The organism is Qipengyuania gaetbuli (genome assembly GCF_009827315.1).
In the GTDB taxonomy this organism is placed as follows: Bacteria; Pseudomonadota; Alphaproteobacteria; order Sphingomonadales; family Sphingomonadaceae; genus Qipengyuania; species Qipengyuania gaetbuli.
In genome coordinates, this window is record NZ_WTYF01000004.1 from 113919 (window position 1) to 130501 (window position 16583).

General features: G+C 63.5%; 18 protein-coding genes. 10 read left to right on the top strand and 8 right to left on the bottom strand.

Annotated elements, in window-relative coordinates; genetic code table 11:
* Position 1: 1 nt before the first annotated feature.
* The 3 genes from tgt (at position 2) to GRI42_RS02875 (ending at position 2653) form a co-directional block, all read left to right on the top strand.
* Complete coding sequence (gene tgt, locus GRI42_RS02865; RefSeq protein ID WP_160606744.1) at positions 2-1135, top strand: tRNA guanosine(34) transglycosylase Tgt; 1134 nt, start codon at positions 2-4, stop codon at positions 1133-1135.
* Entirely contained in the window at positions 1135-1833 is a 699-nt protein-coding gene (locus GRI42_RS02870; RefSeq protein ID WP_160606746.1) for an SDR family NAD(P)-dependent oxidoreductase, read from the top strand. The genes tgt and GRI42_RS02870 overlap by 1 nt, the downstream gene beginning before the upstream one ends.
* A gap of 73 nt (positions 1834-1906) precedes the next feature.
* Positions 1907-2653 (top strand): M50 family metallopeptidase, encoded by a 747-nt coding sequence (locus GRI42_RS02875; protein ID WP_160606748.1) that lies wholly within the window; start codon positions 1907-1909, stop codon positions 2651-2653.
* Here GRI42_RS02875 and GRI42_RS02880 read toward each other — a convergent pair.
* From GRI42_RS02880 to purB, 7 genes are all read right to left on the bottom strand, one after another.
* On the bottom strand, positions 2620-2817 hold the full coding sequence (locus GRI42_RS02880; protein WP_160606750.1) for a hypothetical protein: 198 nt from the start codon (positions 2815-2817) through the stop codon (positions 2620-2622). The genes GRI42_RS02875 and GRI42_RS02880 overlap by 34 nt on opposite strands.
* A 115-nt stretch (positions 2818-2932) precedes the next feature.
* Complete coding sequence (rpsD, locus tag GRI42_RS02885; RefSeq protein ID WP_160606752.1) at positions 2933-3547, bottom strand: 30S ribosomal protein S4; 615 nt, start codon at positions 3545-3547, stop codon at positions 2933-2935.
* 154 nt (positions 3548-3701) lie between these two features.
* The gene (locus GRI42_RS02890) at positions 3702-4346 is read right to left on the bottom strand and encodes a phosphoribosylanthranilate isomerase (RefSeq protein WP_160606754.1); all 645 of its coding nucleotides are present in this window, start codon (positions 4344-4346) and stop codon (positions 3702-3704) included.
* Between the two features lie 9 nt (positions 4347-4355).
* Positions 4356-4865, bottom strand: a complete 510-nt coding sequence (locus tag GRI42_RS02895) for a GNAT family N-acetyltransferase (RefSeq protein ID WP_199800417.1) — start codon at positions 4863-4865, stop codon at positions 4356-4358.
* Positions 4862-5536: an orotidine-5'-phosphate decarboxylase gene (pyrF, locus tag GRI42_RS02900; protein WP_160606756.1), complete on the bottom strand. Its 675-nt coding sequence runs from the start codon at positions 5534-5536 to the stop codon at positions 4862-4864. Before pyrF ends, GRI42_RS02895 begins: the two co-directional genes overlap by 4 nt.
* Complete coding sequence (locus GRI42_RS02905; RefSeq protein ID WP_160606758.1) at positions 5533-5895, bottom strand: DUF1049 domain-containing protein; 363 nt, start codon at positions 5893-5895, stop codon at positions 5533-5535. Before GRI42_RS02905 ends, pyrF begins: the two co-directional genes overlap by 4 nt.
* 61 nt (positions 5896-5956) lie before the next feature.
* Complete coding sequence (gene purB / locus GRI42_RS02910) at positions 5957-7267, bottom strand: adenylosuccinate lyase (protein WP_160606760.1); 1311 nt, start codon at positions 7265-7267, stop codon at positions 5957-5959.
* A 177-nt stretch (positions 7268-7444) separates the two neighbouring features.
* Here purB and GRI42_RS02915 point away from each other — a divergent pair, with 177 nt between their 5' ends.
* Positions 7445-10255 carry a DUF3857 and transglutaminase domain-containing protein gene (locus tag GRI42_RS02915; protein ID WP_160606762.1) on the top strand — a complete coding sequence of 937 codons (2811 nt, stop codon included), beginning with the start codon at positions 7445-7447 and terminating at the stop codon, positions 10253-10255.
* 12 nt (positions 10256-10267) lie between these two features.
* On the opposite strand, the gene radC is transcribed toward GRI42_RS02915, so the two are convergent.
* Complete coding sequence (radC, locus tag GRI42_RS02920) at positions 10268-10966, bottom strand: RadC family protein (protein WP_160606764.1); 699 nt, start codon at positions 10964-10966, stop codon at positions 10268-10270.
* A 74-nt stretch (positions 10967-11040) separates the two neighbouring features.
* Here radC and GRI42_RS02925 point away from each other — a divergent pair, with 74 nt between their 5' ends.
* The 6 genes from GRI42_RS02925 to GRI42_RS02950 all read left to right on the top strand — a co-directional run bounded on the left by GRI42_RS02925 (position 11041) and on the right by GRI42_RS02950 (position 16574).
* Positions 11041-14307 (top strand): intermembrane phospholipid transport protein YdbH family protein, encoded by a 3267-nt coding sequence (locus GRI42_RS02925; protein ID WP_234033803.1) that lies wholly within the window; start codon positions 11041-11043, stop codon positions 14305-14307.
* Between the two features lie 83 nt (positions 14308-14390).
* A complete protein-coding gene (locus GRI42_RS02930) occupies positions 14391-14564 on the top strand; it encodes a YnbE family lipoprotein (RefSeq protein WP_319003440.1) in 174 nt (57 codons plus the stop codon).
* An 11-nt stretch (positions 14565-14575) separates the two neighbouring features.
* Complete coding sequence (locus tag GRI42_RS02935; protein ID WP_170289996.1) at positions 14576-14968, top strand: YdbL family protein; 393 nt, start codon at positions 14576-14578, stop codon at positions 14966-14968.
* 178 nt (positions 14969-15146) lie between these two features.
* Positions 15147-15467, top strand: coding sequence for an AtpZ/AtpI family protein (locus GRI42_RS02940; protein WP_160606768.1), 321 nt, complete (start codon positions 15147-15149; stop codon positions 15465-15467).
* Positions 15468-15521: 54 nt separating this feature from the next.
* Positions 15522-16310 (top strand): F0F1 ATP synthase subunit A, encoded by a 789-nt coding sequence (locus GRI42_RS02945; protein ID WP_315899616.1) that lies wholly within the window; start codon positions 15522-15524, stop codon positions 16308-16310.
* A 36-nt stretch (positions 16311-16346) separates the two neighbouring features.
* On the top strand, positions 16347-16574 hold the full coding sequence (locus tag GRI42_RS02950) for a F0F1 ATP synthase subunit C (protein WP_160606770.1): 228 nt from the start codon (positions 16347-16349) through the stop codon (positions 16572-16574).
* The last annotated feature ends 9 nt before the right edge of the window (positions 16575-16583 follow it).

Below are 16583 nucleotides of genomic sequence, written 5' to 3' on the forward strand. Positions count from 1 at the left end.
CATGGCAAAGCGCTTTTCCTTCACCATCGATGCGACCGACGGCCGCGCAAGAACCGGGCGGATCGAGATGCTGCGCGGTGACATCCGCACGCCTGCCTTCATGCCTGTTGGCACGGCGGCTACGGTCAAGGCGATGAAGCCGGAGACGGTGCGTGCCACCGGGGCGGACATCATCCTTGGCAATACCTATCACCTGATGCTGCGGCCCGGGGCCGAGCGCGTGGCGCGGCTGGGCGGACTGCACAAGTTCATGAACTGGGATCGCCCGATCCTGACCGACAGCGGCGGCTACCAGGTGATGAGCCTGTCGGACTTGCGCAAGCTGACCGAAAAGGGCGTCGAGTTTCGCAGCCATATCGATGGTTCGAAGCATATGCTGACGCCAGAAAGGTCGATGGAAATCCAGCGCCTGCTCGGCAGCGATATCGTCATGGCTTTCGACGAATGCCCCCGCGCCGACCGCCCGCGCGACGAGATCGCCGCCAGTATGGAAATGAGCATGCGCTGGGCGAAGCGCAGCCGGGACGGCTTCGATGCGGGCGGCGAGCACGCTGAACGTGCCGCCCTGTTCGGCATCCAGCAGGGCGCGCTGGACGAGGAACTGCGCAAGATCAGCGCCGAGAAGCTGACCGACATCGGTTTCGACGGCTACGCCATCGGCGGCCTCGCGGTAGGCGAGGGGCAGGAGGCAATGTTCGCCACGCTCGAATTCGCTCCGCAACAGCTGCCGCAGGACCGCCCGCGCTATCTGATGGGGGTCGGAAAGCCCGATGACCTTGTCGGCGCGGTGGAGCGCGGGGTGGACATGTTCGATTGCGTCCTGCCCAGCCGGTCCGGTCGCAATGGGCAAGCCTTTACCTGGAATGGTCCGCTCAACCTACGCAATGCGCGGTTTGCGGAAGACCAGGAGCCGCTCGATGCACGGTGTTCCTGTTCGGTCTGCTCGACTTATTCGCGCGCCTACCTGCATCACTTGAACAAAGCGGGTGAGATCCTCGGCGCGATGCTGATGACCGAGCACAATATCGCCTTCTACCAGCAGCTGATGCAGACGATGCGCGATGCGATCGGGGCGGGCTGGTTTGCGACCTTCGCGGCCGACTTCCGACGCGACTATCTCGGCAGCGGCGAGTGATGAACTGGCGGCGCGCAGCGGTCATCGGCGCGTCGGGAGGAATCGGCGCTGCCTTGGCTGCGGGACTGGAAGCATCGGGGACGCAGGTTGTGCGCCTTTCTCGCAGTGCTGGCGAAGGCACGCTCTATCTCGACCTCGAAGTCGAAACGAGTATCGCCGCAGCCGCCGCCACAATAGCGGAAGGGGGCGAACTCGACCTGGTGATCGTGGCGTCGGGTTATCTCCATTCGGATGGCGAGGGTCCCGAAAAGGACTGGCGGCACATCGATGCGGCAAATCTCGCGCGCAACTTTGCGGTCAATGCGACCGGCCCGGCGCTGGTGGCCAAGCATCTCCTGCCGCTCCTGCCGGCAAGGGGGAGGGCAGGCTTCGCGGCCATCTCTGCCCGCGTCGGAAGCATTTCCGACAACCGGCTGGGGGGATGGTATGGCTACCGCGCCAGCAAGGCGGCACTCAACATGCTGATCCGCACGCTTTCGGTGGAACTGGCGCGCAAGAAGCCCGACGCTTTCTGTATCGGCTTGCATCCCGGAACAGTGGACACCGCGCTGAGCGTACCCTTCCAGCGCAATGTGCCTGAAGGAAAGCTTTTCACGCCCGAGTATTCGGCATCACGCCTGCTCGAAGTGATTGCCAGCCGCGATGCCTCGCATAGCGGGAACCTGTTTTCGTTCGACGGCAAGTTGATCGCCCCGTAAATCGCGGTAAGTCGGGCATGATCTGACCGAAAACCAGAATTTTCCGAGCAAATGTCGGAGGAACAGGAGCAGGATGGAGCGCTGGCGCGCCACGAACGGGTCTGCAAACGGAAACTTTTCCGGCCGCAGCCCGCGCGAAGAGATCACCATGCTGGTGGTCCTCGCATTTGCGACCATACTGCTATGGCATTCGCCCTATGGCGGCTACCTGCTCTATCCCTTCACGATCCTGTCGACCTGGTTCCACGAGATGGGACACGGGTTGGCGGCCATGGCATTCGGCAATGATTTCGAGCGGCTAGTCATCTTCGCCAATGGTTCGGGCTACGCTCTCCACGTGGGTGAGGTCGAGCCATCGCGTATTTCCAGCGCAGCGATAGCCGCGGCGGGTCTGCTGGGACCGACCGCAGCAGGTTGCGCGCTTATCCTGTCATCGCAAACGCGGCGCGCAACGACCGCAGCGCTCGCCGTACTCGGCATCGTACTGCTTGCATCGACGCTGATCTGGGTGCGCTCGCTTACGGGCTGGGTCGTGCTGCCGGCAGTCGGGGCGGCATGCCTGTGGCTGGCCTTTCGCGGAGCGCAGAACCATCGCAAGTTCGCCGTGCAGTTCTTGGGTGTGCAGGGCTGCATCAGCATCTACCGCGACTTCGACTATCTCTTCAGCGCGGACGGCATGCTGGACGGCCGGCCGCAGATCTCCGACACCGGCCACATCGCGCAGGCGCTGTTCCTGCCTTACTGGTTCTGGGGCGGAGTGATTACCGCCATCATTGCATCGATGGTCTACTGGTCCTTGCGCCGTGCCCATTCACGCTGAGGCGGTTTCTCGCGCATTTCGAGGATGGTCCCGCGATAGGCGACGAAGTCCCCGTTCGGTTCAGTGAAACCCGCCCCGATGGCGTTCGCCTGCCGCTGCGCATCGGCAAGCGAGGCGTACCATTTGCCGATGCGCGTGCGGGTGAGATAGCGGTAGACTGTCATTGCACCGCAATAACGCGCTGGATGTCGCAAGTTCCCACAAGCTATTGAAATATCGTATACAAATGAAAAGGGCGGCCCCGAAGGGCCGCCCTTTCGTGTTCCGTTGCCGGACCGATCAGCGCGAATAGAATTCGACGACCAGGTTCGGTTCCATGGTGACCGGGTAGGGCACTTCGTCGAGCTTCGGCACGCGGGTGAACGTGATCTTGTCGTTGCCGTCCGGAGCAACGTAGTCCGGGATTTCACGCTCGGGCAGGCTCTGCGCTTCGATGACGAGAGCCATCTCCTTGGCCTTGCTGCCGAGGCTGACGACGTCGCCGACCTTCACGCGGGCCGAGGCGATGTTGGTCTTCACGCCGTTGAGGTAGATGTGGCCGTGGCTCACGATCTGGCGGGCGGCGAAGATGGTCGGAGCGAACTTGGCGCGATAGACGACCATGTCCAGACGCTGCTCGAGCAGGCCGATCAGGTTCTGGCCGGTGTCGCCCTTCATGCGCGACGCTTCCTGGTAGGTGCGCTTGAACTGCTTTTCGGTCACGTCGCCGTAGTAGCCCTTGAGCTTCTGCTTGGCGCGCAGCTGCAGGCCGAAGTCGGACATCTTGCCCTTGCGGCGCTGGCCGTGCTGGCCGGGGCCATACGAACGCTTGTTGACCGGGGAATTCGGACGACCCCAGATGTTTTCACCCATCCGGCGGTCGAGTTTGTACTTGGCGCTCTTGCGCTTCGACATGAGTCGTATCCTTCAATTTGCTGAGCCACCCCAGCGGTGGCCATCCAACCCGGCATCGCACCGCAGAAATCGTGGGATTTCTACGCGGCCACCGCTTCACCGGGGTGCGGGGCCAATTAGCGAAGGCGCGCGCATAGCAGGATTGGCGCCTGCGTCAAGCGCCTTGGGCAGCTTCGCAGAAGGCACGGATGAGGTCCGGGTCCTTATTGCCGGGAGCCGTTTCGACGCCGGAAGACGTATCGACCAACGGGGCTGCGGTCTGGTGGAGCGCTCCCGCAACATTGGCAGGAGACAGACCGCCGGCAAGGCCCCAGCCGGACCGGCCTTTCTGGGCTGCAAGCAGCGACCAGTCGAACCGCAGCCCCATCCCGCCAGGAAGCGCCGCGTCCTTCGGCGTTTTCGCGTCGAACAACAGCAGGTCTGCCACACCGCGATAGTCTTCGGCCCGGACTACATCGGCGGCAGTTGATACCGGGATAGCCTTCCAGACCGGCAAGCCGAACCGCGCCTTGACCTGTGCGACGTGCGCCGGTGTCTCCTCACCGTGCAATTGCACCGCATCAAGCCTCCCGGCGGCAATGCCTTCCGCCATTGTGCTATCGTCTGCATCGACGAACAGTCCGACCCGCCGGATGCGGCTGCCAGCCCTTGCGGCAAGCGCCGCCGCAGCGTGTCCGTCGACATGTCGGGGAGAGGGCGGAAAGAACACCAGCCCCACGAAATCGGCCTGCGAGGTGATCGCGGCGTCCAGCGCTTCGGCAGTTGCAATGCCGCAGATCTTGATCAGGGGGGCTCCCATTGCGTCTACCTAGTCAGCCGACAGCGGCTTTGCCAGAACCACGAATTCGAGCGGCGGATCGCGCAGGATGGGGAAGGGCCGCCTTTCGCCGGTCGGACGATAGCCGCTGCGTTCGTACCATGCGATCAGCGAGTCTCGCTGCGAGATGACGGTCATTTCCATGACCTTCAGACCCATTGAGCGTGCTTTCTCCTCGGCTCCGCGCAGGAGCTTCGTTCCCAGGCCTGCCGATTGCAGGGTAGGGGACACGGTCAGCATGCCGAGGTAACCGAGCGAGTCGCTGACAGCGGTCACGGCAACGCAGCCGACGATCCTGTGCTCTTCGTTGCGTGCAACACACAGGGCGATATCAGGGGCGCCGATCATACGCTCGATCTCGCTCATCGAGGTGCGCTCACCATCAAGGAGGTCGGCCTCGTGGGTCCAGCCCTGGCGCGCGGAATCGCCGCGATAGGCGCTTTCGACCAGCTGCCGGATATCTTCGGCGTCTTTCGGCGACGCCTCTTCGAATCGACTCAAAGTGTCGCCTCGATCGCGCGCGCGGCTTCGGCCGGATCGTCGGCCCGGCTGATCGGACGACCGATGACCAGCACGCTGGCCCCGTCGTCGCGTGCCTGGCGCGGCGTGACTACGCGTTTCTGGTCGCCCACGGCGCTGCCTGCCGGGCGCAGGCCGGGAACGACGAAATAGCCGTCCTTCCACTGGCTGTGGACTGCTTTCACCTCGTGGCCGGAGCACACGATGCCGTCGAGCCCGCTTTTGTGCGCCAGTTCGGCAAGGCGCATGACGTGGTCGTGCGCGCTTCCCTGCACGCCTGTGCGCTGCAAGTCTCGGTCGTCCATGCTGGTCAGCATGGTAACGCCCACCACCTTCGTATGCTCACCGGCTGCAGCCTTGGCGTCTTCCATCATGGCCCGCCCGCCGCTGGCGTGGATGGTGATGATGGCTGGCTCCAGCGAATGGATCGCGTGCATCGCGCCGGCCACGGTGTTGGGGATGTCGTAAAGCTTGAGGTCGAGGAAGATCGGCAGGCCGAGCTGGCCGATCATGTGCACCCCGTGTGCCCCGTGCGCGCAGAAGAATTCGAGGCCCAGCTTGATGCCGCCAACATGCGCTTTGACCTTCTCGGCCAGGGCGACGCCGTCCCTCAGGCGCGGGACGTCCAGCGCAAGGTAGATCGGATTGCTCATGCCCGCTGGTCGGGTTCGGGCTCGACCGGATTGGCCGGTTCCGCAGCGGGCGAGGCGTTGGCTTCGACGGGAGCCGGGGCAGTGACAGGCGTATCGTCCACCCGCGGGCTCGCCATCTTGGCAGTTGCCTGCTCCAGTGCGGAGATGCGGCGGGCCTGCCGCCAGCGGACGCCGCGGTGATAGAGCCACATCGGGATGAGCCCGATCATGAACGAGACGATCACGAGCGCAGGGACGCGCGTATCCCAGACGATGCCGGGCCAGATGCGTACGTCGATCTGCTTGTCCCAATTGCCGAAGGAGAAGGCGAGCACCGCCACCAGCAGCAATACCCAAAGGATCGTCCGGACAATCTGCATTCTGCGTTACCCCTCAGCTGTTTGGCCGCGATGCTAGGCGCGCATCACCCGCGCGGCAAGGTCAGCCGAAGACGCGGTCGAAAATCGTGTCGACGTGCTTGAAGTGATAGTCGAGGTCGAACCGTTCCTCGAGCTGTTCGACGGTCAGCGCGGCGGTCACTTCCTCGTCCTGCTTCAGCAGGTCAAGCAGCATCAGCCTGCCGTCCGATTCCCAGACCTTCATCGCGTTGCGCTGGACAAGGCGATAGGCATCCTCGCGGCTCACGCCGTTCTGGGTGAGGGCGAGAAGGACGCGCTGCGAGTGAATGAGGCCGCCCATCCGGTCCATGTTCGCCTGCATACGCTCGGGATAGACGAGGAGCTTGTCGACCACGCCGGTCAAGCGGGCAAGCGCGAAGTCGAGCGTGATGGTCGCATCGGGACCGATGAAGCGTTCGACCGACGAGTGCGAGATATCGCGCTCGTGCCACAGCGCCACGTTTTCCAGCGCGGGCAGGGCATAGGCGCGTATCATGCGGGCCTGGCCGGTCAGGTTCTCGGTCAGGATCGGGTTGCGCTTGTGCGGCATGGCCGACGAACCCTTCTGGCCGGGCGAGAAATATTCCTCGGCTTCCAGCACTTCGGTGCGCTGGAGATGGCGGATTTCCACGGCAAGGCGTTCGATCGAGCCGGCAATCACGGCGAGCGTGGAAAAATACATGGCGTGGCGGTCGCGCGGTATGACCTGCGTCGAGACGGGCTCTGCCTTGAGGCCCATCTTCTGAGCGACATATTCCTCGACCGACGGATCGATATTGGCGAAGGTGCCGACCGCGCCCGAAATCGCGCAGGTCGCGATTTCTTCGCGTGCGGCGAGGAGGCGGGTCTTGCAGCGGTCGAATTCGGCATAGGCCTGGGCAAGCTTGAGGCCGAAGGTCACCGGCTCTGCATGGATGCCGTGGCTGCGGCCGATCGTCGGCGTGTATTTGTGCTCTTTCGCCCGGCGCTCGATCGCTTCGAGCAGGGCGTCCATGTCCTCGAGCAGGATATCGGTTGCGCGGGCCAGCTGCACGGCCAGCGTGGTGTCGAGCACATCGCTGCTGGTCATGCCCTGGTGCATGAAACGCGCCTCATCGCCGACGTTTTCGGCAACCCAGGTGAGGAAGGCGATCACGTCGTGCTTGGTGACGGCCTCGATCGCGTCGATGGCTTCCACGTCGATCTTCGGGTCGGTGGCCCACCAGTCCCACAGGGCCTTGGCCGCGCTTTTCGGCACCACGCCGAGTTCGCCGAGCTTCTCGGTCGCGTGGGCTTCGATCTCGAACCAGATGCGGTATTTAGCTTCCGGCTCCCAGAGAGCGGTCATGGCAGGGCGGGCATAGCGGGGGACCATCGGTCGACTCCGTGAAGAAAAGGCAGGGCTGGCGTTTGCGCAGCGCGCTAGGCAAGGCAGCCCGAACTGGCAAGGGCGCACGGCCGGTTGCGCATACGTTATTGGACGATTTCGCCATTATCGCACAGCCGCGCTTGTTCGATTGCAAGCGGCTGCGATTGCGGTAAGTTGTTCTTCATGAACGACCAATCGATCCAATCGGCCGCAAAAATTTCCCTCGCCACAGGCGCAGCAATCTGGCTGGCGCTGGCCGCTCCTGCCCATGCGGGTGACAAGGTGATTTACGGGGACGCGCCGGAATGGGTCGACAAGGTGGCGCTGTCGCGGGTGAACGTTGAAAGCGATCCTTCGGCGCTGATCTACGATTGGCAGCATCGCCTCGAAAACGGCGTGGTGAGCGAATACGCCGACACGGCCATCAGGATCGACAATCCGGACCTCCTGATGGAGCACGGTACGGTCACGCTCGCATGGCTGCCGGACAAGGGCGACCTCACCGTCCACCAGGTGCAGATCATCCGCGGCGCGGAGATCATCGACGTGATCGCCTCGGGCGCCCAGTTCGATGTGCTTCGCCGTGAACAGGGGCTGGAGCAGCGACTGCTCGATGGCCAGCTGACCGCGACGCTGGCTGTCCCCGGCCTGCAGGTCGGCGATATTCTGCGGGTGAGCCATACCGTGACCATTGCCGACCAGGCGCTGGGCAAGGAAATGCAATCGTCGCAGTACCTTGTGCCCGCGCCTTGGCAGGTCGGCTTTTCGCGCGCGATCGTGAGCTGGCCCGAAGGCACCGATGTCTATTTCGGCGCGGAAGATTTCGCCCGCCTCCCGCAGCCGGTCACTCGTGACGGCTATCGCACGCTGACGGTCTCCCTACCGATCGCCGAGCCGCCGGAAATGCCCGGCGACGCACCTTCGCGGTTCAATCGCGATCCGATCCTGCGCGTCGGTACCTTTGCCGACTGGCAGGAACTGTCCCGCTCATTCGCGCCCCATTACGAGAAAGCCGCCAAGGTCGCCGACGATAGCGCGGTTGCCGCCAAGGCACGCGAGATCATGGCCAAGACGGGCGACCCGCTGGAGCGGACCGCGTTGGCCCTGCGCCTTGTGCAGGACGAAGTCAGCTACCTCCTCAACGGGCTCGATGGCGGGAACTACATGCCGCAATCGGCCGCAGAGACCTGGGAGAAGCGTTACGGCGACTGCAAGGCCAAGTCGGTACTGCTGTATTCGCTGCTGTCCCGCATGGGCATCGATGCGCGGCCGGTGCTTGTCACCACGATGGGCGGCGATGCGCTTCCCGAACTCCTGCCGATCCCGGGCAATTTCGATCACATGATCGTACACGCCAATGTTGGCGGCACCGACTACTGGCTCGACGGGACAAGCACCGCGACGCGGCTGACCAATATCGGCGAAGTCCCGGCCTTCTATTATGCCCTTCCGCTAAGCGAAGGAGGCTCCGGCCTCGTCCCCATGACGCAGCGCCGCCAGCCGTGGCCCGACATGGTCATGGACCTCACCAGCGATTATTCAGCCGGAGTCGATTTTCCGGCGCTGTTTACGCTCAAGATGTCGATCTACGGCGCGCGGGGCGCAGGCTTCCGCGCGGCTGCCGACGAGGCGGACGAGGACAAGCTGAAACAGTTCGCGCAAGGATTCTCGACCGGACCGGGCGGGGCGGTGACTTCTGTCACGCTCGAATATGATGACGAGGCAGCTGCCGGCGTGCTGGAGGTCAAGGGCGTGATGCCGGGCGATTTCACCTGGCGCGACGGACGCCTGCGGCTTTCCTCCGATCAGTCGGAGCAGTATAATTTCAACCCCGATCGCGCGCGTTCGGAATGGCGCGACATTCCCGTGTTTACCCCGGGGCCGCAATACAACCGTATCGCTGCAACCCTCATCCTTCCCGAGGGGCTGGAAGGGTTCGAAAATACCGGTCCGGAGTCGATCGACACCGGTTTTGCAAACACGACCCTCAAAGGGGTCACCAGGCACGTCGGCAACAAGGTGACCTATAATGTCGATGTCTGGCAGGATCTTGGCGAGGTGCCCGCGTCCGAGCTTCCGGCCCACAAGCGCAAGGTGCGTGAGATCAACTCGATCAAGTCCGAACTGCTAGCGCCGGAGAATTTCGCCTGGCGCTGGGAATTCGATGCCAAGGAGCTGGCCCGCCGCACCGCGCCGCTGGTCGAGGCATATGACAAGGCCGTCGCCTTCGCATCCAGCGATGATTGGGGGCCGCTAAGCCAGCGCGCCAGTTTCAGGGCGCAGATTTTCGACTGGAAGGGCGTGCTCGAAGATCTCGACACGCTGATCGAGAACCAGCCGAGCGCCAATCTCTACAGCTGGCGCGGTGCCGTGCACGAGGCGCTGGGCAACCGCGAGGCGGGTATTGCCGATGCGCAGATGGCCTATGATCTCGATCCGGCGTCGGCCTATGCGTTCAGCCTTGCCGAAATGCTGGCCTATGCCGGCAAGCGCGACGAGGCGCTCGAACTGCTCGATTCGCTGCCGGTCGGCGATGACGAGGAAGGATCCTTCGCCAGCACCTATGCTACCGTGGCAGGGCTTGCTGGCCGCACGCAGGATGCGCTCGAAGTGCTGTCGCGGCAGGTTGCCGCCAAGCCGACCAATGCGTCTGTCCTCAACGCCGATTGCTGGTTCCGCGGCCTGTTCGATATCGAAGCGGAAGGCGCCATGCCGACCTGCACCAAGGCGATCGAACGGGCATCCAACAGCGCGCCCATGCTCGATAGCCGGGCGATGGTCAGCTACCGCTTGGGCAATTTCGACGCTGCGCTGAAAGATCTCGACAGCGCGTTGGAACTGGCGCCCAACCTGTCCGCCTCGCTTTACCTGCGCGGTATCGTGCGACTGGAAAAGGGCGACAAGGGCGGCCGGGTCGATGTGGAGCGGGCGCTGCGGATGGCGCCGGAACTGGCGGCCCGTTATGCAGCGCACGGCGTCGCGCCCCGCAAGTAAGGTGACCTTGTCCTAGATCAGGCCCTTGGCGCGCAGTGAGACGTGGCTGCCGCGCCCCACGATGACGTGGTCGTGGACGGTAATGTTGAGCAGCCGCCCGGCCTCCGCGATCCTGCTGGTTATCTGGATGTCCGCGCGGCTGGGCTCGGGATCCCCGCTCGGGTGGTTGTGCACCAGGATCAGCGCGGTCGCCCCGATGTCGAAGGCCTTGCGGATCACTTCGCGCGGATGGATGGCTGCTTCGTCCACCGACCCTTTGGCGGCCAGGTGGTCGAGGATAAGCCGGTTGCGCGTGTCGAGATACAGCACCCGTACGCGCTCGTGCTTGAGATGGCCCATGTCGATGGCGAGATAGTCGAGCAGCGCCTGCCAACTTCCCAGCACCGGTTGCTGCTCGATCGCGCCGCGGGCCATGCGTCGTGCTGCCATGGCAACCGCGTAAAGCGAGGCGGCACTGGCTTCGCCCATGCCCTTTACCAGCGCCAGCGCTTGCGGATCAGCGTTGAGCACGCCGGCAAAGGAACCGAAGCGCGCAATCAGCGTCTTTGCCAAGGGCTTGGTGTCTCCTTGACGGAACGCCCCGAAGAGGAGGTGTTCGAGCAATTCGTAATCGGCCAAAGCGTCCGGCCCGCCCTTGAGCAGTCGCTGGCGAAGCCGCTCACGCTGTCCTGCACCGGAATGCTCCTTTGATATGCTGCCCCCGTCAGACAAATCGCGACCCTATCTAACGACCTTTCAAAGGCTTGCATTGCCTTCGCGCGGCGATGGGCGCAAGTGTGCGCATAATGGATGAGGGCGAAATCGCAGGCATGACGAGCCATCGGCCGCGCTGGCGCAAGAAGCGTTATGCCGTGCCCGGCCTCTCGCTGCTCACCCTGCTGGCGATATTCCTGATGGCCTGGGCCAATCGCGAAAGCATCGCGCATGATTTCATCCGCGACCAGTTCGACGCCTATGGCATCGAAGGTACTTACGAAATCGAACGCATCGGCGGGCAAACGCAGGTCATCTCCGATCTCGTAATCGGCGACCCGGCGGCGCCCGACCTCACCGCCAAACAGGCTGTGGTGAAGCTCAAGTATCGGTTGGGCTTGCCGCAAATCGGCAGCATCACGTTGGTGGAGCCGCGTCTTTACGCGACCTACCTCGATGGGCAGCTGAGTTTCGGCTCGCTCGATCCGCTGGTGTTTGCCGAAAGCGAGGAGGAGCCCGGACTTCCCGCGTTCAACGTCGCGATACGTGACGGTCGCGGCTTGCTCGAAACGGACTATGGCCCGGTAGGCTTCAAGCTCGAGGGGAGGGGACCGCTCGACAACGGATTTACGGGCATTTTCGCGGCAGTTGCGCCCGATTTTGCGATTGGCGGGTGCGAAGCGCGGCAGACGACGCTTTACGGCAAGGTGTCGACCGACGGAGGCACGCCGGAGTTCTCAGGTCCGCTGAGGCAGCAAGACCTTACCTGCAAGGGCAACGGCGTCCGGGTGACCGGACTGGTTGCCGAACTCGATGCAGCTATGACGCCGCAATTGTCCGATCCCTCGATCGAGGCGCGGATCGACACGGACGCGCTCGCCATTCCGGGCGGTGCAGCCCAGTCGCTTGCAGGGACGATCCGTGCACAGATGCGGGGCGATGATGCAACCGCGCGCTTTTCGCTTGCCGCGCGCGGCTTCGAGACGCCGCAGGCTCTCGCTGCGGTCATCACCGCCGAAGGTGTTGCGCGCGGTCGCGGCGGGTTCGAACGGTTGGAGGTCGACGGCAATCTTGAAGGCAACGGCCTGCGCCTCGGCAGCGGCCTTGTCGCCGGCATCGAAAGCCTGTCCCAAACGGGCGAGGGCACGCTTGTCGAACCGATCGTCAACAAGATCGCCGCATCGCTCCAGGCGCAGACCCGTGGCAGTTCGCTGGAAGCGCGCATCCGGTACAGGCAAGATGAAAAGGGATATTCGCTGCTGATCCCGCAGGCCGAGCTGGCCGGAGGCGGGGGCGCGCGCATACTCTCCCTGTCGCGGGTCCAGGTGGGCGCCAGTACAGGAGAGGCTGCCCGTTTCTCCGGTAACATCGCGACCGGTGGTCCCGGCCTGCCGAGCATTTCGGGCCGCATGGAGAACAACGGCGGGGCCGGTCCGGTCTTTCGCCTGTCCATGGCGCCTTACGAAGCTGGCGGGTCCACCTTTGCCATCCCCCGCATGAGCATCGTGCAAGGCGAAGGCGGCGCGTTCGGTTTCTCCGGCCAGGTAGAAGCGACCGGTCCGGTGCCCGGCGGCGCAGTCGATAGCCTCTCGGTTCCGGTCAGCGGGCGCTATGGCGCTGACGGGGCGCTTGCACTCTGGCGGGATTGCACGCGGATCGCCTTTCGCCGCATCGCCCTTGCCGATCTCAATATCGCGGGGCCAGGCCTCACGCTTTGTCCGCCGCCGGGTCGCCCGATGCTGCGCAGCGGTCCTACAGGCCTGCAGTTCGCAGCCGGTGCTCCTTCTCTCGACCTCAAGGGTTCGCTTGCCGACACGCCCATCCGCATCGCTAGCGGGCCAGTGGGCTTTGCCTGGCCCGGTACGATCAGCGCCCACAATCTCGCAATAACGCTTGGTCCGGCGGAGACTGCCAGCCGTTTCGTCATCAGCGATCTCGACGCAAAGGTGGGCGAGAATATCGCCGGGACGTTCTCCGACGCGGACATCCGGCTTGCATCGGTGCCGCTCGATATAAGCAATGCCGCAGGAAACTGGGATTACACCGGCGGTGTCTTTACCATCGGCAATGCCTCGCTGCGTGTCGCCGATCGCGAGGAGCCGGACCGTTTCCAGCCGCTGGTTGCCGACGGCGGCACGCTGACGCTGCGCGACAGTATCATCGACGCGCGCGCCGAACTGCGCGATCCCTACGAGGGGCGGCTGATCACCGTCGCCGATATCCGGCACAATCTGGGAACGGGGGCAGGGTATGCCGATCTCGACGTGCCCGGAATCGTGTTCGACGAGACCTTCCAGCCTTCGCCATCCAGCAATATCTGCTTCGACGGCGGCGAGCCCGGTCCGCGGGAGCCGAGCGGCCTCAGCTGCCTTGCGCTGGGCGTCGTCGCCAACGCGGAAGGGACGGTCACCGGTCGCGGCCGGATCGACTGGGACAGCGATGGTGAAGTCACCAGCACCGGCACCTTCTCCACTGACGACTTCGATTTCGCAGCCGCATTCGGGCCCGTCGAAGGAGCCAGCGGTACCATCGAATTTACCGACCTGCTCGGCCTGACGACCGCGCCCGGCCAGAAACTGCGCGTCGCCTCGATCAACCCCGGTGTCGAGGTGCTGGATGGTGAGATCGAGTTCGAACTGCGCGGCGGCGAGGTGCTTGCGGTTGCCGGCGGAAGCTGGCCTTTCATGGGCGGCCGGCTGATCCTGCGCGAGGTCGATTTCAGGTTCGGTGTCGAGGAGGAGCGGCGCTACATCTTCGAGATCGTCGGTCTGGATGCCGCGCAGTTCGTCGCCCAGATGGAATTCGAGAATATCTCTGCGACGGGTATTTTCGACGGAACCGTGCCGATAGTCTTCGGTGAGAATGGCAATGGCCGGATCGACGAAGGCATCCTTCTCTCGCGGCCCCCGGGCGGAAATATCTCCTATGTCGGCGAGTTGACCTATGAAGACCTCTCGCCGGTCGCCAACTACGCCTTCGACGCCTTGCGCAGCATGAATTTCACCCAGATGCGGGTGGTCATGGAAGGCCCGTTGGCAGGCGAGATCGTCACCCGCGTGCGGTTCGATGGTGTCAGCCAGGGTGAGGGGGCGAAGAAGAATTTCGTGACCCGCCAGCTTGCCAAGCTGCCGATTCAGTTCCGCATCAACATCAGGGCGCAGTTCTACCAGCTGCTGACTTCTCTCAAGGCACTCTACGACCCGGCCGCCGTTCGCGATCCGCGTGAACTGGGCCTGCTGAGCGACGACGGCACGCGTTTCCTGCGCCGATCCGTCACCGGCGAGGAAGTGAAACCCGAGATTGACCCGGAAGATGTCATTCCGGATGAACCCACCATTCAGGACCAAGAAAGCGAGTAGGGGCTATGAGAACCGTTGAATTGACTGACCCCGCGCCCCTTGCAAGAAGCGCTGACATGGAAGTTTCAAGCAGGAGACCGGGTTTGCGGATCTTGGCCGTCGGGCTTGTCCCGTTCGCGCTTGCGGGGTGCATAACGCTGGAAGCACCGACCGAGCCGATCGTGATCGAACTCAACGTCAATATCCGGCAGGAAGTGATCTACCGGCTCGCGGAAGACGCGGGCAACACGATCGAGGAAAACGCGGATATCTTCTGATGGGTGATTTTATGACCAAAACCATGACCAAGACGATGCTGGCGGCAGCCGTGGCTGCGACCGCGCTGGGCGGCATCGCGACCCCTGCCTTTGCGCAGCGCGACCCTGCCTATGCCGCGGCCCGCGCGTCGGGCGAAGTGGGCGAGAAGATGGACGGTTACCTCGGCATCGTCGGCGCCGAGACGCCGGAGCTTCGCCGGATCGTCAACGACATCAATATCAAGCGCCGCGCCGTCTATGCGGAACGGGCGCAGGCCAACAACGCCACGCTCGAGGAATACGCGCTCACCGCAGGTTGCCAGGCGATTCTGGCGACTTCGCCGGGCGAAAAATACCAGGCGCCGGACGGTAGCTGGCAGACTCGTTCAAGCAGTGCCCCCTTGCGCGATTCGCGTTGTCCTTGAGGCTATAGGTCCCAGCGGTTTGCCGCTCGGGTGACGAATATGCGACGGGTGTTGCGTTTAAAGGCCTAATTCGCCCTCCCTCCATGTTGACTCGCAAAGGCCCCCCTTCTAAGGGGGCCGCGCCCTTGGCGGGCAAGTCCCTGCGCGTGCCGCGCAACCCCCTTTAAAGGAGCAAGGCATGAGCGACGACAAACCCGCACGGGAACCCATCGAGGAGGATGCGCGGATCGACGCGCTGGAAAAGCGGCTCGCAGCCGCCCAGCAGCGCGAAGAGGAGCGTAACCGCCCGCAGGTTTCCGGTTCCGATGCGAACTATCGCAGCGGCAACCGGGTTCTGGCGGATCTGCTCGGAGGGCTCCTTGGCGGTTCGGTGATCGGTTATGCCATTGGCTACTTTACCGGCACGAACCCGTGGGGTCTGTTGGTGGGACTGTTCCTCGGGATAGTCGTCGCCTTCAGGAACATCATCCGCGCGGCAAACCAGCGCCCCGAAGAATGATCCCGCAATGGGGATTCCGGGGCGCTCGTTACAGGATTTAGGGACGTAACAGACGTGGCAGCCGAACAGGCCAAAGTCGATCCGATGTACCAGTTCACCATCCAGCCGCTGGGCGGCTCGGAAGGTTGGGAACTCGCGGGCTATAATATCGCCTTCACCAACAGCGCGCTGTGGATGCTTATCACCACGGTCGTGCTCTTCGTGTTCGTGCTCGGCGGCATGCAGCGCCAGCTCGTCCCCGGCCGCTGGCAGATGATGGTGGAAACCTTCACCGGTTTCATCGACAACATGCTCGAAGCGAACATCGGCAAGGCCGGGCGCAAGTACGTGCCCTATGTCTTCAGCCTGTTCATGTTCATCCTTTTCGCCAACCTGCTCGGCCTCCTGCCGCTGGGCATCGTCGGCGTTCACCCGTTCACCTTCACCAGCCACTTCACCGTGACCGGCGTCCTCGCGATCATCAGCTTCGCGATCGTCCTGATCGTCGGTTTCTGGAAGCACGGGCTGCACTTCTTCTCGCTCTTCGTGCCGCATGGCACGCCGCTGCCGATGATCCCGGTGATCGCGCCGATCGAGTTTATCTCGTTCATGGTGCGCCCGTTCAGCCTCGGCCTGCGACTCTTCGTCGCCATGATGGCCGGCCACGTGCTGCTCGAAGTGCTGTCCAGCTTCGTGATCGACGGTACCAATGCCGGCGTCCTGTGGGGCGGCATCGTGGGTCTGCCGAGCTTCCTTCTGATGGTCGGTATCTGCGCGCTCGAACTGCTGGTCGCAGGCATCCAGGCCTATGTTTTCGCTCTTCTGACGTCGCTGTACATCAACGACGCCGAGAACCTTCACTAAGTCTTCAATTCAAAGTTTTTCCCAAAGGAGTTTGTCATGGAAATGGAAGCTGCAAAGCTGGTTGGCGCCGGTCTCGCTGCAATCGGTGCCGGCATGGCCGCCATCGGTGTGGGTAACGTCTTCGGTTCGTTCCTCGAAAGCGCTCTGCGTAACCCGGGTGCTGCCGACGGCCAGCAGGGCCGCCTGTTCATCGGCTTCGCCGCTGCCGAACTTCTCGGCCTGCTGGCGTTCGTCGTTGCCATGATCCTGATCTTCGTCGCCTAATCGACGAAT